At 53.7% G+C, this 13,982-nt stretch carries 15 protein-coding genes; 3 read left to right on the forward strand and 12 right to left on the reverse strand.

What is annotated here, in order from left to right:
- Window positions 1-78 precede the first annotated feature (78 nt).
- Window positions 79-870 carry an SDR family oxidoreductase UcpA gene (gene ucpA, locus A1WG_RS18835; RefSeq protein ID WP_000517453.1) on the reverse strand — a complete coding sequence of 264 codons (792 nt, stop codon included), beginning with the start codon at window positions 868-870 and terminating at the stop codon, window positions 79-81.
- Window positions 871-1,099: 229 nt separating this feature from the next.
- Here ucpA and murQ point away from each other — a divergent pair, with 229 nt between their 5' ends.
- Window positions 1,100-1,996 carry an N-acetylmuramic acid 6-phosphate etherase gene (gene murQ / locus A1WG_RS18830; protein WP_001516831.1) on the forward strand — a complete coding sequence of 299 codons (897 nt, stop codon included), beginning with the start codon at window positions 1,100-1,102 and terminating at the stop codon, window positions 1,994-1,996.
- A gap of 265 nt (window positions 1,997-2,261) precedes the next feature.
- On the opposite strand, the gene yfeX is transcribed toward murQ, so the two are convergent.
- The 4 genes from yfeX to A1WG_RS18810 all read right to left on the reverse strand — a co-directional run bounded on the left by yfeX (window position 2,262) and on the right by A1WG_RS18810 (window position 4,752).
- Window positions 2,262-3,161, reverse strand: coding sequence for a porphyrinogen peroxidase (yfeX, locus tag A1WG_RS18825; RefSeq protein ID WP_000084587.1), 900 nt, complete (start codon window positions 3,159-3,161; stop codon window positions 2,262-2,264).
- Window positions 3,162-3,254: 93 nt separating this feature from the next.
- On the reverse strand, window positions 3,255-3,830 hold the full coding sequence (locus A1WG_RS18820; protein WP_001516832.1) for an RpoE-regulated lipoprotein: 576 nt from the start codon (window positions 3,828-3,830) through the stop codon (window positions 3,255-3,257).
- A gap of 60 nt (window positions 3,831-3,890) precedes the next feature.
- The gene (locus A1WG_RS18815) at window positions 3,891-4,340 is read right to left on the reverse strand and encodes a DUF2919 domain-containing protein (RefSeq protein WP_001516835.1); all 450 of its coding nucleotides are present in this window, start codon (window positions 4,338-4,340) and stop codon (window positions 3,891-3,893) included.
- Window positions 4,327-4,752, reverse strand: a complete 426-nt coding sequence (locus A1WG_RS18810; RefSeq protein WP_000405994.1) for a GNAT family acetyltransferase — start codon at window positions 4,750-4,752, stop codon at window positions 4,327-4,329. The genes A1WG_RS18815 and A1WG_RS18810 overlap by 14 nt, the downstream gene beginning before the upstream one ends.
- A gap of 213 nt (window positions 4,753-4,965) precedes the next feature.
- Here A1WG_RS18810 and amiA point away from each other — a divergent pair, with 213 nt between their 5' ends.
- Complete coding sequence (gene amiA / locus A1WG_RS18805; protein WP_000102900.1) at window positions 4,966-5,835, forward strand: N-acetylmuramoyl-L-alanine amidase AmiA; 870 nt, start codon at window positions 4,966-4,968, stop codon at window positions 5,833-5,835.
- A gap of 3 nt (window positions 5,836-5,838) precedes the next feature.
- A complete protein-coding gene (gene hemF / locus A1WG_RS18800; protein WP_001516837.1) occupies window positions 5,839-6,738 on the forward strand; it encodes an oxygen-dependent coproporphyrinogen oxidase in 900 nt (299 codons plus the stop codon).
- A gap of 5 nt (window positions 6,739-6,743) precedes the next feature.
- Here hemF and eutR read toward each other — a convergent pair whose 3' ends face one another.
- From eutR to eutH, 7 genes are read right to left on the reverse strand one after another with little or no spacing between them, the layout of a single operon-like run.
- Entirely contained in the window at window positions 6,744-7,796 is a 1,053-nt protein-coding gene (gene eutR, locus A1WG_RS18795) for an HTH-type transcriptional regulator EutR (RefSeq protein ID WP_001516839.1), read from the reverse strand.
- Between the two features lie 45 nt (window positions 7,797-7,841).
- The gene (eutK, locus tag A1WG_RS18790) at window positions 7,842-8,330 is read right to left on the reverse strand and encodes an ethanolamine utilization microcompartment protein EutK (RefSeq protein ID WP_001516840.1); all 489 of its coding nucleotides are present in this window, start codon (window positions 8,328-8,330) and stop codon (window positions 7,842-7,844) included.
- 12 nt (window positions 8,331-8,342) lie between these two features.
- The gene (eutL, locus tag A1WG_RS18785) at window positions 8,343-9,002 is read right to left on the reverse strand and encodes an ethanolamine utilization microcompartment protein EutL (RefSeq protein ID WP_001516841.1); all 660 of its coding nucleotides are present in this window, start codon (window positions 9,000-9,002) and stop codon (window positions 8,343-8,345) included.
- A gap of 9 nt (window positions 9,003-9,011) precedes the next feature.
- On the reverse strand, window positions 9,012-9,899 hold the full coding sequence (gene eutC, locus A1WG_RS18780; protein WP_001516842.1) for an ethanolamine ammonia-lyase subunit beta: 888 nt from the start codon (window positions 9,897-9,899) through the stop codon (window positions 9,012-9,014).
- Between the two features lie 20 nt (window positions 9,900-9,919).
- Window positions 9,920-11,281 (reverse strand): ethanolamine ammonia-lyase subunit alpha, encoded by a 1,362-nt coding sequence (gene eutB / locus A1WG_RS18775; protein ID WP_001516843.1) that lies wholly within the window; start codon window positions 11,279-11,281, stop codon window positions 9,920-9,922.
- An 11-nt stretch (window positions 11,282-11,292) separates the two neighbouring features.
- Window positions 11,293-12,696 (reverse strand): ethanolamine ammonia-lyase reactivating factor EutA, encoded by a 1,404-nt coding sequence (eutA, locus tag A1WG_RS18770; protein ID WP_001097493.1) that lies wholly within the window; start codon window positions 12,694-12,696, stop codon window positions 11,293-11,295.
- Entirely contained in the window at window positions 12,693-13,919 is a 1,227-nt protein-coding gene (gene eutH / locus A1WG_RS18765) for an ethanolamine utilization protein EutH (RefSeq protein WP_001516844.1), read from the reverse strand. The genes eutA and eutH overlap by 4 nt, the downstream gene beginning before the upstream one ends.
- Window positions 13,920-13,982: the final 63 nt, after the last annotated feature.

Consider the following 13,982-nt stretch of genomic DNA (forward strand, 5'->3'; position numbering starts at 1 on the left):
ACCGTTTGGTGATTTGGAAGTTAAAAAGAGAATAAGGCGAAATCCTCCCCACTGATGCAGGGAGGAAACAGAGGTGAATCAGATGCCGACGCTGACCGTCTCTGGCAGTGTGCTGCCGCCATCGATCACATTCTGTGTACCCGTTAAATAGCTGGACTCATCCGACGCCAGGAAGGCTGCCAGCTCGCCTACTTCCAGCGGATCAGCGAGGCGACGCAGCGGAATTGCTTTCGCCATTTCAGTCAGTACTGATTCCGGATCTTGCGGATTCGACTGGCGAGCGATGTTTTCCGCCATTGGCGTGCGCACGTAACCAGGGCAGATTGCGTTAACGCGAATCCCCGACTGAGCATACTCCACTGCCAGCGATTTGGTCAGGCCAACAATCGCCGCTTTCGACAAGGCATACGCCGTTTCGCCCGGATCGGCCACCATATCGCCAGTGACCGAAGACATCATCACAATGCGACCATCTTTGCGGGCAATCATCTCCGGTAGGACTGCCTTCGTGACGTTCCACACGCCTTTGATATTGATATCAATATGGAAATCGCGATCGTCATCGCTCATTTCCAGAAAACTACCCAGACGGCAAACACCTGCGTTATTCACCAGAATATCAATGCGCCCTTCTTTTTCCTTCGCGCGCTTGATCGCTGCCGTAACCGACGCCGGGTCGCGTACATCGGCAATTACCGCCGTACAGCGATGACCGCGACCACACAGCTCGTCTGCCAGCTTTTCAATCTCAGGGGAGATATCCAGCAAGATTAGGTTTGCGCCATGACGCGCAAAGGTTCTGGCAATACCTTCGCCAATACCTTGCGATGCGCCCGTAATCAGTGCTGTCTTGCCCGTGAGTTTACCCATTTCAAGTTTCTCCTTTTGAATACAGAGCATTACGCCCTATTGTCCCTACCATACCTGAATGACAGATCAATGCTGAGGAGTGGATCTAAATTCAGGGAAATCTTAAGTAAAATCACCCATAACCACAACTCAGCCATTGCGCGAATTCACTGCTGTACATAATCAGGCAGGGAGATATGATTCACGCCAAATGAAATTATTTGAAGACAAATATTTAAGGTGATTGCCTATGCAACTTGAAAAGATGATTACTGAAGGCTCCAACAATGCCTCTGCTGAAATTGACCGCGTATCGACGCTGGAAATGTGTCGGATCATTAACGAAGAAGATAAAACCGTACCGCTCGCCGTTGAGCGCGTACTACCGGATATCGCAGCGGCGATTGATGTTATCCACACCCAGGTGAGCGGCGGCGGTCGTCTGATTTATCTCGGCGCGGGAACTTCCGGTCGTCTGGGTATTCTCGATGCCAGCGAGTGCCCCCCCACTTACGGCGTGAAACCAGGTCTGGTCGTTGGTTTGATTGCTGGCGGCGAATATGCCATCCAGCACGCAGTGGAAGGCGCGGAAGACAGCCGGGAAGGCGGCATCAACGATCTGAAAAATATTACTTTAACGGCGCAGGATGTGGTGGTTGGTATTGCCGCCAGTGGACGCACGCCATATGTGATTGCCGGGTTGGAATACGCGCGCCAGTTGGGTTGCCGTACGGTCGGTATTTCCTGTAATCCGGGAAGCGCGGTTTCCACCACCGCAGAGTTTGCTATTACGCCAGTCGTCGGGGCTGAAGTGGTTACCGGTTCTTCGCGGATGAAAGCAGGTACGGCGCAGAAACTGGTGCTCAACATGCTCTCCACCGGGCTGATGATTAAGTCAGGCAAAGTGTTTGGTAACCTGATGGTCGATGTGGTCGCCACCAACGAAAAATTGCACGTGCGCCAGGTCAATATCGTCAAAAACGCGACCGGATGTAGCGAGGAACAAGCGGAAGCGGCATTGATTGCCTGCGACCGTCACTGCAAAACGGCCATTGTGATGGTGCTGAAAAATCTCGATGCCGCAGAAGCGAAAAAACAACTGGATCAATACAATGGCTTTATTCGTCAGGTTTTAGACAGGGAATAACCCATGACAAATTTGAAGACATCTCCTGGCTGTTCATACACCTGAGCAGTGATCCGCTCAGTTGTGCCGTGCTGTTTACACCACGCTCTTTGGCTGCCATAACGTCAATCTGGACTAAGCAGTAGCTTAGAGACAAAACAGCCCGATGCGCTACGCTTATCGGGCCTACAGGTTGACTGCAATTTATTAAGTTTGAACGATCTTACACGCCGGATTAAGCATTTACGCCGCATCCGGCAAGACGCTACAAGTGCGTGAGTAAAACTTACAGCGCCATCAGTTTGTCCAGCGACGGTGCAAAGTAATAGCCGCCAGTGACTGGTTTGGTAAAACGTAACATTGCGTCACGTTTGCCATCAGTATCGCCAAACATACTCAGCAACTGCTGCTCAATGTTATGCAAACGTGCGCAGTAAGCGCAGAAGTACAGGCCGTGCGTGCCGCTGGCGGTGCCATATGGCAGGCTCTGGCGAACAATCTTCAGGCCTTTGCCATCTTCTTTCAGATCAACACGGGTCAGGTGAGAAGTTTCCGGACGCTCATCGCCATCGATCTCTTCGTTGGCTTCTTTAGTACGGCCGATCATCATTTCCTGATCGTGAACGCTCATACGGTTGAGTTGCTTCAGGTTGTGTTCCCAGCGCTGCACAAACACATAGCTGCCGCCCGCATCCACACCGTCTTTGATGACCGCCACTTCGCGACGCGTCTCTTCACCCGCCGGATTTTCCGTGCCGTCAACAAAGCCGCTCAGGTCACGCTCTTCCACCCAACGGAAGCCGTGGATCTCTTCTTTTACCTCAATGCAGCCGCCAAAGGCTTCCATCGCCGCCTGGGCCACGGAGAAGTTTACGTCGTGACGCAGAGAAAGAATGTGGATTAACACATCGAACTGGGTCGTCGGCGCAAGACCTTTTCCGTAACCCGGAAAATCTTTTAGCTCTTCGGCTCCCACGCCGCCGCTCAGAGCACGCCAGGTGTTGTTGCCAAAGGCGACAACCGCGCCAAGATGCGCGTCCGGGTATTTTGCTTCAAAGGTTGCCAGTTTATCGGCAAAGTTTTTACTGGCCGCACGCAGGGCATCAACTTCCCCTTTTACGTTGGCTTCGATCCAAATCGCCGCGCGGCAATGTTCTGGCAAAATGCCACTCTGAACCTGAGACATTGTTCCTCCTGAAATAAGAATGCCACGCAATCCGTGGCATTGTTGAGCGCTATTTTACGTGTTTTTTGTGGCGACGGTTTGTTCAGACGCAAATTAACGCCGCCAGATGATTTTACTGACTTTCCAGTTTTTTAGGGTATCGTCAGAAGGCATTAACCCTTCAGGACCACTCCACTCACCGCTAAACTGGTAGCTAATATGTTGACTGCCTTCGGCTTTACATTCGACGGCACGATTATCATCACCGTCTGCTTTTTTGCAATTGCCAAATGCTTTGCTGTAAAGGTCACTAAACGGTGTACCGATTTTAACCCCCGTGTCAGCAGGAATATCGCTATCTGAGACATCAATGCGGCTGATTGTACCTTGATCACTGTTGATAACCATCGCCACGCTGTCGCCCTTCATCACTTCAAAAAAGCGCACCACATTACCGTTCGCGGTTTTCATTCCGCTGCGCAGCCGATAATCACCATCAAGCGCATCGGCAATGGCTTGTTCTTGTAGTGGCGTGGACGCCGTTAATTTGCCAACGCCTTGCTCGCTCACTTTAGTGGACGAACCAAACCAGTTCCACGGATTAGCGGCAGACCAGTTAACTGACGACATGGTGGAACAGCCGGTCAGCATCAACGGCATAGCGCATAACATTAAACGCAGCGATTTCATGTCACTTCCTTTGGTTATTCAATAACGTTGCTTGGAGTGCGAATTTGCAAAAAAGTGCCGTTATTCTTTTCCTTCCACAAAACAAGCGCGTAAACGTCGATTGGTCAACAGCCAGATTAACGCCACAATATCCGCGATAACCAGCGCCAGACCGATACCGCTGACGGATTCACCATTTAGCCACAGCCACGGTTGCCAACAAAGCAAAACGAGCTGCGCCAACAGCAACAGAAAATAGAGCACGTGCCAGATACGGGGAAACGTATCCCGCCGACCACTCAGTAAGAATGCCAGCACCGCCGGAATGCCCGGTATCAACCCCAGCCAGAAATTATCGTGATCGGGATAAAACAGATTCAGCAGCGCAGTGCCCTGCTCGCGCGACGCACCGGCAATGACAAACAGCACCCAGGTTCGCGCCTGAAGCAATAGCACAAACCAGAAGAGGAAGGGTAAACGCAGGCGTCCGTGCACATCATAATGGACAGGATGAAACTCAGTACTCTTCATCTTCAATCAAACGCTTACCCAGACTCAGCACATCGGCGTGTTCATATCCCAGGCGTTCGTACATTCCGAGTACCATATCGTTGTCTTCCGGTACATTGATCTGAATTTTCGGACAGCCGCGAGCAATAAGCTTTTTCTCCAGCCGATTAAGCAATGCATTGGCAATTCCACGCCCGCGAAACTCCGGATGCACGCCAAGATAATAAGCAGACCCGCGATGCCCGTCATAACCGCCCATCACCGTTCCCACTACTTCGCCGTTAACTTCCGCGACCAGGAACAAACTGACGTCATGGTTCATCTTGCGCTCGATGTCCATTTCCGGATCGTTCCACGGACGCAGCAAGTCGCAACGCTCCCAAAGGGTGATGACCTCTTCGAAATCTGCCTGGCGAAATACGCGTATCTCCATGGTATGAGTTACCTTTTTGGGGGTTAAAAGGGTGATTATGGCGTGAACGACCGAATTAGCCAATATCTGACGAAAATCGGTTGAAAAAGTGGCATAATGACGCGTTGTCATTTATTGAAATGAAAAGTAAAACAATTCTCACCAGCAAACCGTCGTAACGGATTACGCGATACGATATAACATCTGGAACTTTATTATTACAACTCAGGCCGTATGAGCACTTTTAAACCACTAAAAACACTCACTTCGCGCCGCCAGGTGCTGAAAGCCGGATTGGCTGCCCTGACGTTGTCAGGAATGTCGCAAGCCATCGCCAAAGAAGAACCTTTAAAAACCAGTAACGGACACAGTAAGCCGAAAGCCAAAAAAGCCGGAGGCAAACGGGTAGTCGTTCTCGATCCAGGTCACGGCGGGATTGATACCGGTGCGATTGGTCGCAACGGATCAAAAGAAAAACACGTGGTGCTGGCAATCGCCAAAAATGTCCGTTCTATTTTGCGCAATCATGGCATTGATGCGCGTTTAACGCGTTCTGGCGATACGTTTATTCCACTGTACGATCGCGTTGAAATCGCCCATAAGCATGGCGCAGATCTGTTTATGTCAATTCACGCCGACGGCTTCACCAACCCGAAAGCCGCGGGGGCATCGGTCTTTGCCCTCTCCAACCGTGGCGCGAGTAGTGCGATGGCAAAATATTTGTCGGAACGCGAAAACCGCGCTGATGAAGTCGCCGGGAAAAAAGCGACTGACAGGGATCATCTATTGCAGCAAGTGCTGTTTGATCTGGTGCAAACAGATACCATTAAAAACAGCCTGACGCTTGGCTCGCATATTCTGAAGAAGATTAAACCAGTGCATAAGCTGCACAGCCGCAACACCGAACAAGCCGCGTTTGTGGTGTTGAAATCACCGTCGATTCCTTCGGTGCTGGTGGAAACCTCATTTATCACCAACCCGGAAGAAGAGCGACTGTTAGGCACGGCGGCGTTTCGTCAGAAAATCGCCTCTGCCATTGCCGAAGGCGTGATCAGTTATTTCCATTGGTTTGACAACCAGAAAGCACACTCGAAAAAACGGTAAGTTATGAAGCCCGACGCACACCAGGTTAAACAGTTCCTGCTCAACCTTCAGGATACAATTTGCCAGCAACTGAGCGCCGTAGATGGCACACAGTTTGCCGAAGATAGCTGGCAGCGCGAAGCTGGTGGCGGCGGGCGTAGCCGGGTGTTGCGTAATGGTGGTGTTTTCGAACAGGCGGGCGTCAACTTTTCTCACATCCACGGCGACGCGATGCCCGCTTCTGCCACTGCTCATCGCCCGGAACTTGCCGGGCGCAGTTTCGAGGCGATGGGTGTATCGCTGGTAGTGCATCCGCATAATCCGTATGTTCCCACCAGCCACGCCAATGTGCGCTTTTTTATTGCCGAAAAACCGGGTGTCGATCCCGTCTGGTGGTTTGGCGGTGGTTTTGACTTAACCCCTTTCTATGGCTTTGAAGAAGACGCCATTCACTGGCACCGCACCGCCCGCGACCTGTGCCTGCCATTTGGCGAAGATGTTTATCCACGCTACAAAAAGTGGTGCGACGAATACTTCTACCTTAAACATCGCAATGAACAGCGCGGCATTGGCGGGCTGTTCTTTGATGACCTGAACACGCCAGACTTCGACCACTGCTTCGCCTTTATGCAGGCGGTAGGCAAAGGTTACGCCGACGCATACTTGCCGATTGTTGAGCGACGTAAAGCAATGACATATGGCGAGCGCGAGCGCAATTTCCAACTCTACCGTCGCGGTCGTTATGTCGAATTCAACCTGGTCTGGGATCGCGGTACGCTGTTTGGCTTACAAACCGGCGGGCGCACCGAATCAATCCTGATGTCAATGCCGCCACTGGTACGCTGGGAGTACGATTATCAACCGGAAGAAAGCAGCCCGGAGGCGGCGTTGAGTGAATTTATTCAGGTCAGGGATTGGGTGTAATTTCATCACCCTAACTCCTGCATCCGCTGATGCAGCGTCAGTGATGGCTTCTCGGCAAACAGTTGCTGATAATCCGTCGCAAATTGCCCAAGATGCCAGAATCCCCACTGCATGGCGGCGTCTTTTACCGTCAGACTTTGCGACCACGGGCTTATCAGCTCGCGGCGCACGGCGTTCAGGCGAATGCGTTTCAGCCACGCGTTCGGGCCAATGCCCAAAATAGTGTGAAATGCGTTTTGTAAGGTGCGGCGACTGACGTGCAGTTGATTGCACAAGTCCAGCACCGTTACCGGTTCGGACATATTCTCCAGCACATATTCGCGGGCGCGGGAAAGCAATCGTCGATAGCCCTGATGACTGATGCTTTCCGCCGTCACCATTGGCTGCGCTTCTTCCAGCATCACTCCCATCGCCAACAACAAGTTATCGCCAAGCACTTTACGCACAGCGGATTGATGTAAGTTCTCCGGGTTCTCGCAAAACGTCGCCAGCGCCTGTTGAACAAAGCCCCACAGTGCGGCTTTATGCTGCTCCTTCACTTCCAGCGCCGACTGATTACGCAACATATGCAGCACCCTTTCCGGGTTATGCAGAAAGTTTGCGTGACGGGAAATGACATCTTCCGAGATCACCACGCCAAGAATGGTGTAATCGTCCGGCGTACTTAATTCAAACTCAGTGCCGCCAGGCCGCGTAGCTATTTCTGCGCTTCCCAGACATTGCGAACCGATAAATCCCTGTTCACCGCGCGTCGCCGGAATACCAAACCAGAATGAGTTCGGCCAGACCAGACACGACTGGCGCAGCGCCAGACCGGTGTATTCACGGAAAACCTGAATATCATCAAGCAGGATTTCCGTAAATTCACCATGAAACTTTCCCGGATGCAGTTGATCATAAATCTGCTGCCAGGCGGTAATTGTCAAAGCATGTTCATAGACATCTGTTGTCTGTTGTTGATGAACATTATCCACTTCAACCTTCGGCGTGAGCCTCAGATTTTCGGGTAAGGGTTCATGATAAAGATGGTGCAAGTTGGCTGTACGGGTCTTTTTCATGATGTTAATGCCGGGTGTTATATGACACCCGGCACCTCCGACAGGTTAATGGGGCTTGAGACGATAACGACTACTGCGTTTACGCAACGTCCCGGCAGAAAAGAGCTGTTCGAGCGCATTTCTGGCTTTTTCCAGCGGCCAGCCAAAGTGGGCGGCAACTTCTCCGACCGTCATTCCCTGACGTACTGATGTTAACAACGCCAACAACTCGTCGGCAGATTCCGTGACGATCGCTGGCGCGCCAGGTTGCTTTAGCTGTCGGTTAAAGCCAGCAACCAGCCACTGGGTGTCATCATCAGGTCGACCAATTTCCTTGCGGCTGATAACTCGCCCGGTACGCATTGCGGCGGCATAACCGGCATCCAGCGCTGCACGACACGCCGCCAGATCGCCTTCCACCACCAGCGTTAAGCGACCGGGGTCAAGCACTTCATGACTGAGCAGACGCACGTTTGCCGCTTTCAGCATGGCATCTGCCGCATCGATTGCGGCGACCATGCCGTCAACTTCCAACAAACCCAGTGCATTGTTCATCGGCAACCTCCGTTACGCACGTTGGATTGGATTACGCGCGATTTCCAGCACTGCATCAGTAAAGGCGTTACAGGCCGCTTTACACGCTGCCTGGCTACCGGTCAAAAATGCCGCTGAATAGTTGGTTTCTGACGGTGGCGGAACATAAGTCACCAGTTGCACATCAGCAGATTTCAACGCAGCATCAATGCCGTAGGTCGCTTCCAGCGGCGGTGCCACCAGATACGCCATCGGATCACCGAGCGTAATGCCTGCAGTGGAAGAGAGATAAGAACCGGTACGCGAAACCACATGAGCGAGGAATGCCGTATCTTGCTTATCGTTCGCCCACTGGAACGCCACGCCGTTTTCAATATGCGCGACCATCGCATCCAGACCGGCACGCACTTCCGCCGGGTTTGGCCCGCCGAGCATAATCAATACTTCACCGGCAGTCGGTGACGGGCCGTGCGCCGCGCCGGCATACAGCGAGCGACCATACACCACTTCAACCATCGCCTGTTTTGTCGCTTCATCAGCCGCAATGTAGGTGACATCATCAGAATCGGCGGAAATCAGCCCGAGGCTACGAATATGCGGCAGCAATTTCAGTTCACGCGCAAAATCAGCGTTAACGGAGGCAATCACCCGCATGGCAGTGACCGACGGTCGAATCAAATCTAAAGCTGGCATGATGCCTCCTTATCGGGTCATGTTGATGCCGGATGCTTTCTGCTCCAGCATACGTTTCGCCAAATCCACAATGACGGCTGCGGCTTCAACCGGCGGCGTGCCGCCCTGGTGAATGTTAGAGATACAGGTGCGATCGGCCTCCACGGTAGTTGCCATACGCGGTGAGTAAACGGCGTAGCAGGAGAGGCTCTCTGACTGCCCTAACCCCGGACGTTCGCCCACCAGCAGGATCACCACTTTCGCGCCAAGAAGCTCGCCAATCTGGTCTTCAATTTTCACGCGACCATAACGCACAAAAAACGGCGTGCCGACTTTCAGCCCCGCATGTTGCAAGCCCGCCATCAGCGGCGGCAGAATTTCTTCGTAGTTCACAGTGATGGCATCCGTAGACAGACCATCGGAGACAACGACCTGCACGTCAGGATTGGCGACACATTGCGCTTTCAAAGCCTCGACGGCTTCCGCACACAGACGACGTCCCAGATCCGGGCGCGTCAGATAAAGGTTTTTGTCGCTAATTTCAGAACGTACTTCCAGCAGCCCCTGCGCTTTCACCCACTCTTCCGGCACCTCTTTCAGCACCGTATCTTTAGAGCGCGAGTGGTCGGCCAGGAAACGCAACAGCGCCTGGGTACGCGGACGCGGACCGGCACGACCGGTACAGACGCGGGCCACGGTGCTGCGGCGCAGTTCGGTTAATACGTCTGCGCGATGCGGATTTTCAACGCCAATCCACGCCTTCGCTTCAGCAGAACCTAAATCCAGCTCGCAGCTTTCCGAGGTCACCGGTGTTGCACAGGTTGTGGTGGCGCATTTTGCTTCTGACGGCGCGGCGGCCGCTTGTCCCATTGACGCCATCACGCTGCGTACAATTTCTTCAATCTGTTTTTGATCCATGATGTGTTATCTCCGCGTCATCAGAAGAACAGTGACGGATCGCCCGCCCGTTTGGTCAGGCGACCGTTTGCCATAATGCCCATGCTTTCCAGCCAGCGTTCAAACTCCGGTGACGGACGCAGATTCAGTAACTGACGCACAGTAGCGGTGTCATGGAACGCCGTGGTCTGGTAGTTGAGCATGATGTCGTCACCCAGTGGCATCCCCATGATGTAGTTGCAGCCTGCGGTAGCGAGCAGGATCATCAGGTTTTCGTTGAGGTTCTGGTCAGCGTCAGCGTGGTTGGTGTAGCAGCAGTCACAGCCCATAGAAATGCCGCTCAGCTTGCCCATAAAGTGATCTTCTAAGCCCGCACGGATAATCTGCCGGTCGTTGTAGAGATACTCCGGCCCAATAAAACCGACCACGGTGTTGACGATAAACGGATCGTAATGACGCGCCAGCCCGTAGTTACGCGCTTCCATCGTCACCTGATCTGCACCGAAGTTGGCACCAGCGGAGAGTGCAGAACCTTGTCCGGTTTCGAAGTAGAGGCAGTTTTCCCCGGCGATACGGTTGAACTCTGCGCCCACTGCGCGGGCTTCGTCCAGCATTGCCAGTTCCACGCCGAACTCTTTCAGCCCTTTCTCGCTGCCACAAATACTCTGGAAAATCAGCCCGCCCGGTGCGCCGCGACGAATCGCTTCAATCTGGGTGGTGACGTGCGCCAGCACGCAGCCCTGAGTCGGAATGTTGAATTTGTCGATCACCCCGTAGATGGTGTCCAGCACGCGGCTTAAGTTTTCCACATCGTCCGTCACCGGGTTGACGCCGATCACCGCATCGCCTACCCCGAAGGAAAGCCCTTCATAGATTTGCGCGGCGATACTTTGTACGTCATCACGGGTATCGTTTGGCTGCAAACGGGCGCTGAAAGTGCCTGGAATACCGATGGTGGTATTGGCCTTTTTGATAATCGGCATTTTCTTTGCGCCGTAGATCAGATCCGCGTTAGAGCAAATCTTCGCCACTGCCGCGACCACTTCCGAGGTCAGCCCTTTACGGGTAAAGGCAATATCATCAACGCTGGTTTCGTCGCTCAGGACGTACTCACGCAGCTCGCTGATGCTCCAGTTTTTAATCTGGTTGTAGGCCGTTTCGTTAACGTCATCCTGAATCAGCCGCGTCACGCAGTCTTCTTCATAGGCAATCACCGGGTTATTGCGGATATCCGCCACGGTCATTTCCGACAACACCTGCTTTGCCGCTACCCGCTCCTGCGAGCTTGTTGCCGCAACCCCCGCCAGCACATCCCCCGAACGCAGTTCGTTGGCCTTCGCCAGCACCTCTTTTACATCCTTGAATTGATAAACATTGCCAAACAATGTGGTCTTTAGTTTCATAAGTCGTTCCCTCAGGAAGGAAATGCGAGTGATTTCACCGTCACCGGCACAACCGATCCGCCAAAAAGAGGCGTACCAATGTCGATATAGTCCCCCGCGCGAACAATCACTTCGTCAATGACTGCCAACGGGAGTTGTTGTAGCTGTGGGCGCAACAACATGCCCAGAGCTTTACCAAAGTCCTGCCCGGCCACCACCAGCAGGGGATGCGGATTCGGAAAACGCGCGACGAAATCGACCAGCGCGTTGATGACCGTCAGTACCGCGGCGTAACGCACGGGAAGCCCGGCGGGAAGCGCCAGCACGTACGCGTCAGAGTTGGGATCAAGATCGAGCTGAATCAGCGCCTGTTGCCAGCCATTCACCAGATCCGTTTCATCAATCGGGATCGCCACCGGCAAATTGCGCAGCGGCAGTTGCACGCCCTCCAGCCAGATAGTGCTGCCAGAGAGCGAAAGGGTATGCGCACCCGCGCCAATCACCGTGGCGCGCACGGTTTGCGCCGGAAACTGCACGCGCATCTCACGCAGGCGCGGATGGTCATGCAGCGCTGTTGCCAGCAGCGGCCCAATATCGGCAAAACAGAACGGGTCAGCGGGCTGATGGCGATAACATTCGCCCACGCCGCCAGAAAGAGTAATGATTTCGGGCGTAACGCCTGCGGGCAGCAAACCGGTTTGCATCAATGCCTGCGCGAGCGGCGAGAGCGTTCCTTCAATCACTTCGACAATCAGTTCCGCCATCCGCCGGGTAACCTGCACCAACTGCGCACCGGTCAGTAAACGGGCGTCAGTGCCTGTGCCGAAGCACTCATCCACAATCATCTGCCCCGGTTTATGAGCGTAAATCACGCGCCCCTGGCAGTCGGTTTCCAGCAGCCGACCGCCGACGTTGAGGCAGGCAGTTCCACTGATTTTTCCGGCATCGAACAGGGCGTAGTTCGCCGTGCCGCCACCGATATCGATATTCAGCACCCGACATAACCGTTGTTCAGAGAGTGTTTGCGCTCCGGCACCGTGCCCGGCAATCACCGATTCGAGATGCGGTCCGGCACTGGCGACGACAAAATCGCCCAGCGATTGAGAGAGCGTCATCACCGCCGGACGGGCATTGCGGGTTTTCGCGCTTTCGCCGGTGATAATAATGGCACCGGAATCGACGCTCTCCGGTGCAATGCCCGCAGCCTGATATTGCTCAAGGATTAAAGTTTTCAGTTCCGCTTCTTTTAATCCGCCCTGTTTGTCGACAGGGGTAAAGAACACCGGGCTTTGCCAGCTAATTTCGCGTTTGATGAATTCGTAACGCGGCACCTGCGACACTGCCGCACGGTTAACCAGTTCCAGGTGGGAGAAGATCACCTGGGTGGTGGTGGTGCCGATATCGATACCGACGCTCAGTAGCTGGCGAGTGTTCACGATTGCGCCTCCGCTTCGGTTTTAGCCGTGGTCGCATCTTCTTTTGGCACCAGCATCATCGCCACGCCAATCGCCGTAACACCGCCGATCAGCTTGCCGACAATCATCGGGAAGATCATGGCGTTCATGTTGGCAGCGGCGAAACCTAAGTGGTCGCCCAGGGCAAAGGCAGCGGAAACGGCGAAGGCACAGTTGATCACTTTGCCGCGGGTATCCATCTGCTTCATCATGCCGAACATCGGGATATTGTTGGCAAGCGTCGCCACCATACCCGCCGCCGCAATATTGTTTATATTCAGCAACTTACCGACACTCATCAGCGGTTTTTCAAACCAGCGGGTCAGCAGCAGCACCATCGGGTACGCCCCCAACAGAACGCAGGAAATCGATCCGATCACTTCAATGGCGCGCATCACTTCGCCGGGTTTGTCGCCAGGAGACATAAAGATGGGATCAAGACCGGGGATCAGTTCCCAGCCAAGCAGGAATTTCACCACCGCAGCGGCAAGACCGATGGTGATTAATGCCACGAGAAATTTGGCGAAGATCTGGAAACCGTTGATCATTTTTTCCGGGATGAATTTCAGCCCCAGCGCCACCAGAATCGCGACAATGATCACTGGGATCATATTCATCAGGATCAGCGCGAAGGTAAATTCCACCGGCTGGCCGTTGATCTGCACACCGGAATACATCGCCACCAGACCACCGGCGATACAACCAATCGGAATGGTCACAATACCGGCCAGCACGCCGAGTGCGAGATAACGGCGGTCAGACGGTTCGATGATGCCAAGCGCCACCGGAATGGAAAACACAATCGTTGGCCCCATCATCGACCCGAGAATTAACCCAGAGTATAGCCACGCTGCCACATCGCCGCCCGCCAGTTCTTTGGCGAGGAAGAAGCCGCCCATATCGCACGCCAGCAGTGTTCCGGCGAACATTGACGGGTTTGCGCCGAGCATTTCGTAAACCGGGATGATTACCGGCCCAAGTACGTGTGCCAGTACAGGCGCAAGCGCGGTCATACCGACCATCGCCAGACCCAGAGCGCCCATTGCCATAAAGCCTTCTTCAAACTGGCCGCCCGATCCCTCAATGCTTTTACCGAATTTACCGAGGAAACGCGCTGAACCGCCGAACTGCGACAGAACCCTGTCTACGGCAGCTATCAGCATAAAGAACATCATGATGTACATGATGATTTCATTAATTCCCATCGCCTTTACTCCCTGTTAGTTATTATTTATTGGCGGATGCGGCGTGAACGCCTTATCCGCCCT

The sequence above is a fragment of the Escherichia sp. KTE96 genome (assembly GCF_000408525.1).
GTDB classification, from domain to species: Bacteria; Pseudomonadota; Gammaproteobacteria; order Enterobacterales; family Enterobacteriaceae; genus Escherichia; species Escherichia marmotae.

Bases quoted from the DNA above. Each gene is read 5' to 3' on its own strand.
- ucpA (WP_000517453.1), bottom strand. From the start codon at position 870: ATGGGTAAACTCACGGGCAAGACAGCACTGATTACGGGCGCATCGCAA.
- murQ (WP_001516831.1), top strand. From the start codon at position 1,100: ATGCAACTTGAAAAGATGATTACTGAAGGCTCCAACAATGCCTCTGCT.
- yfeX (WP_000084587.1), bottom strand. From the start codon at position 3,161: ATGTCTCAGGTTCAGAGTGGCATTTTGCCAGAACATTGCCGCGCGGCG.
- A1WG_RS18820 (WP_001516832.1), bottom strand. From the start codon at position 3,830: ATGAAATCGCTGCGTTTAATGTTATGCGCTATGCCGTTGATGCTGACC.
- A1WG_RS18815 (WP_001516835.1), bottom strand. From the start codon at position 4,340: ATGAAGAGTACTGAGTTTCATCCTGTCCATTATGATGTGCACGGACGC.
- A1WG_RS18810 (WP_000405994.1), bottom strand. From the start codon at position 4,752: ATGGAGATACGCGTATTTCGCCAGGCAGATTTCGAAGAGGTCATCACC.
- amiA (WP_000102900.1), top strand. From the start codon at position 4,966: ATGAGCACTTTTAAACCACTAAAAACACTCACTTCGCGCCGCCAGGTG.
- hemF (WP_001516837.1), top strand. From the start codon at position 5,839: ATGAAGCCCGACGCACACCAGGTTAAACAGTTCCTGCTCAACCTTCAG.
- eutR (WP_001516839.1), bottom strand. From the start codon at position 7,796: ATGAAAAAGACCCGTACAGCCAACTTGCACCATCTTTATCATGAACCC.
- eutK (WP_001516840.1), bottom strand. From the start codon at position 8,330: ATGAACAATGCACTGGGTTTGTTGGAAGTTGACGGCATGGTCGCCGCA.
- eutL (WP_001516841.1), bottom strand. From the start codon at position 9,002: ATGCCAGCTTTAGATTTGATTCGACCGTCGGTCACTGCCATGCGGGTG.
- eutC (WP_001516842.1), bottom strand. From the start codon at position 9,899: ATGGATCAAAAACAGATTGAAGAAATTGTACGCAGCGTGATGGCGTCA.
- eutB (WP_001516843.1), bottom strand. From the start codon at position 11,281: ATGAAACTAAAGACCACATTGTTTGGCAATGTTTATCAATTCAAGGAT.
- eutH (WP_001516844.1), bottom strand. From the start codon at position 13,919: ATGGGAATTAATGAAATCATCATGTACATCATGATGTTCTTTATGCTG.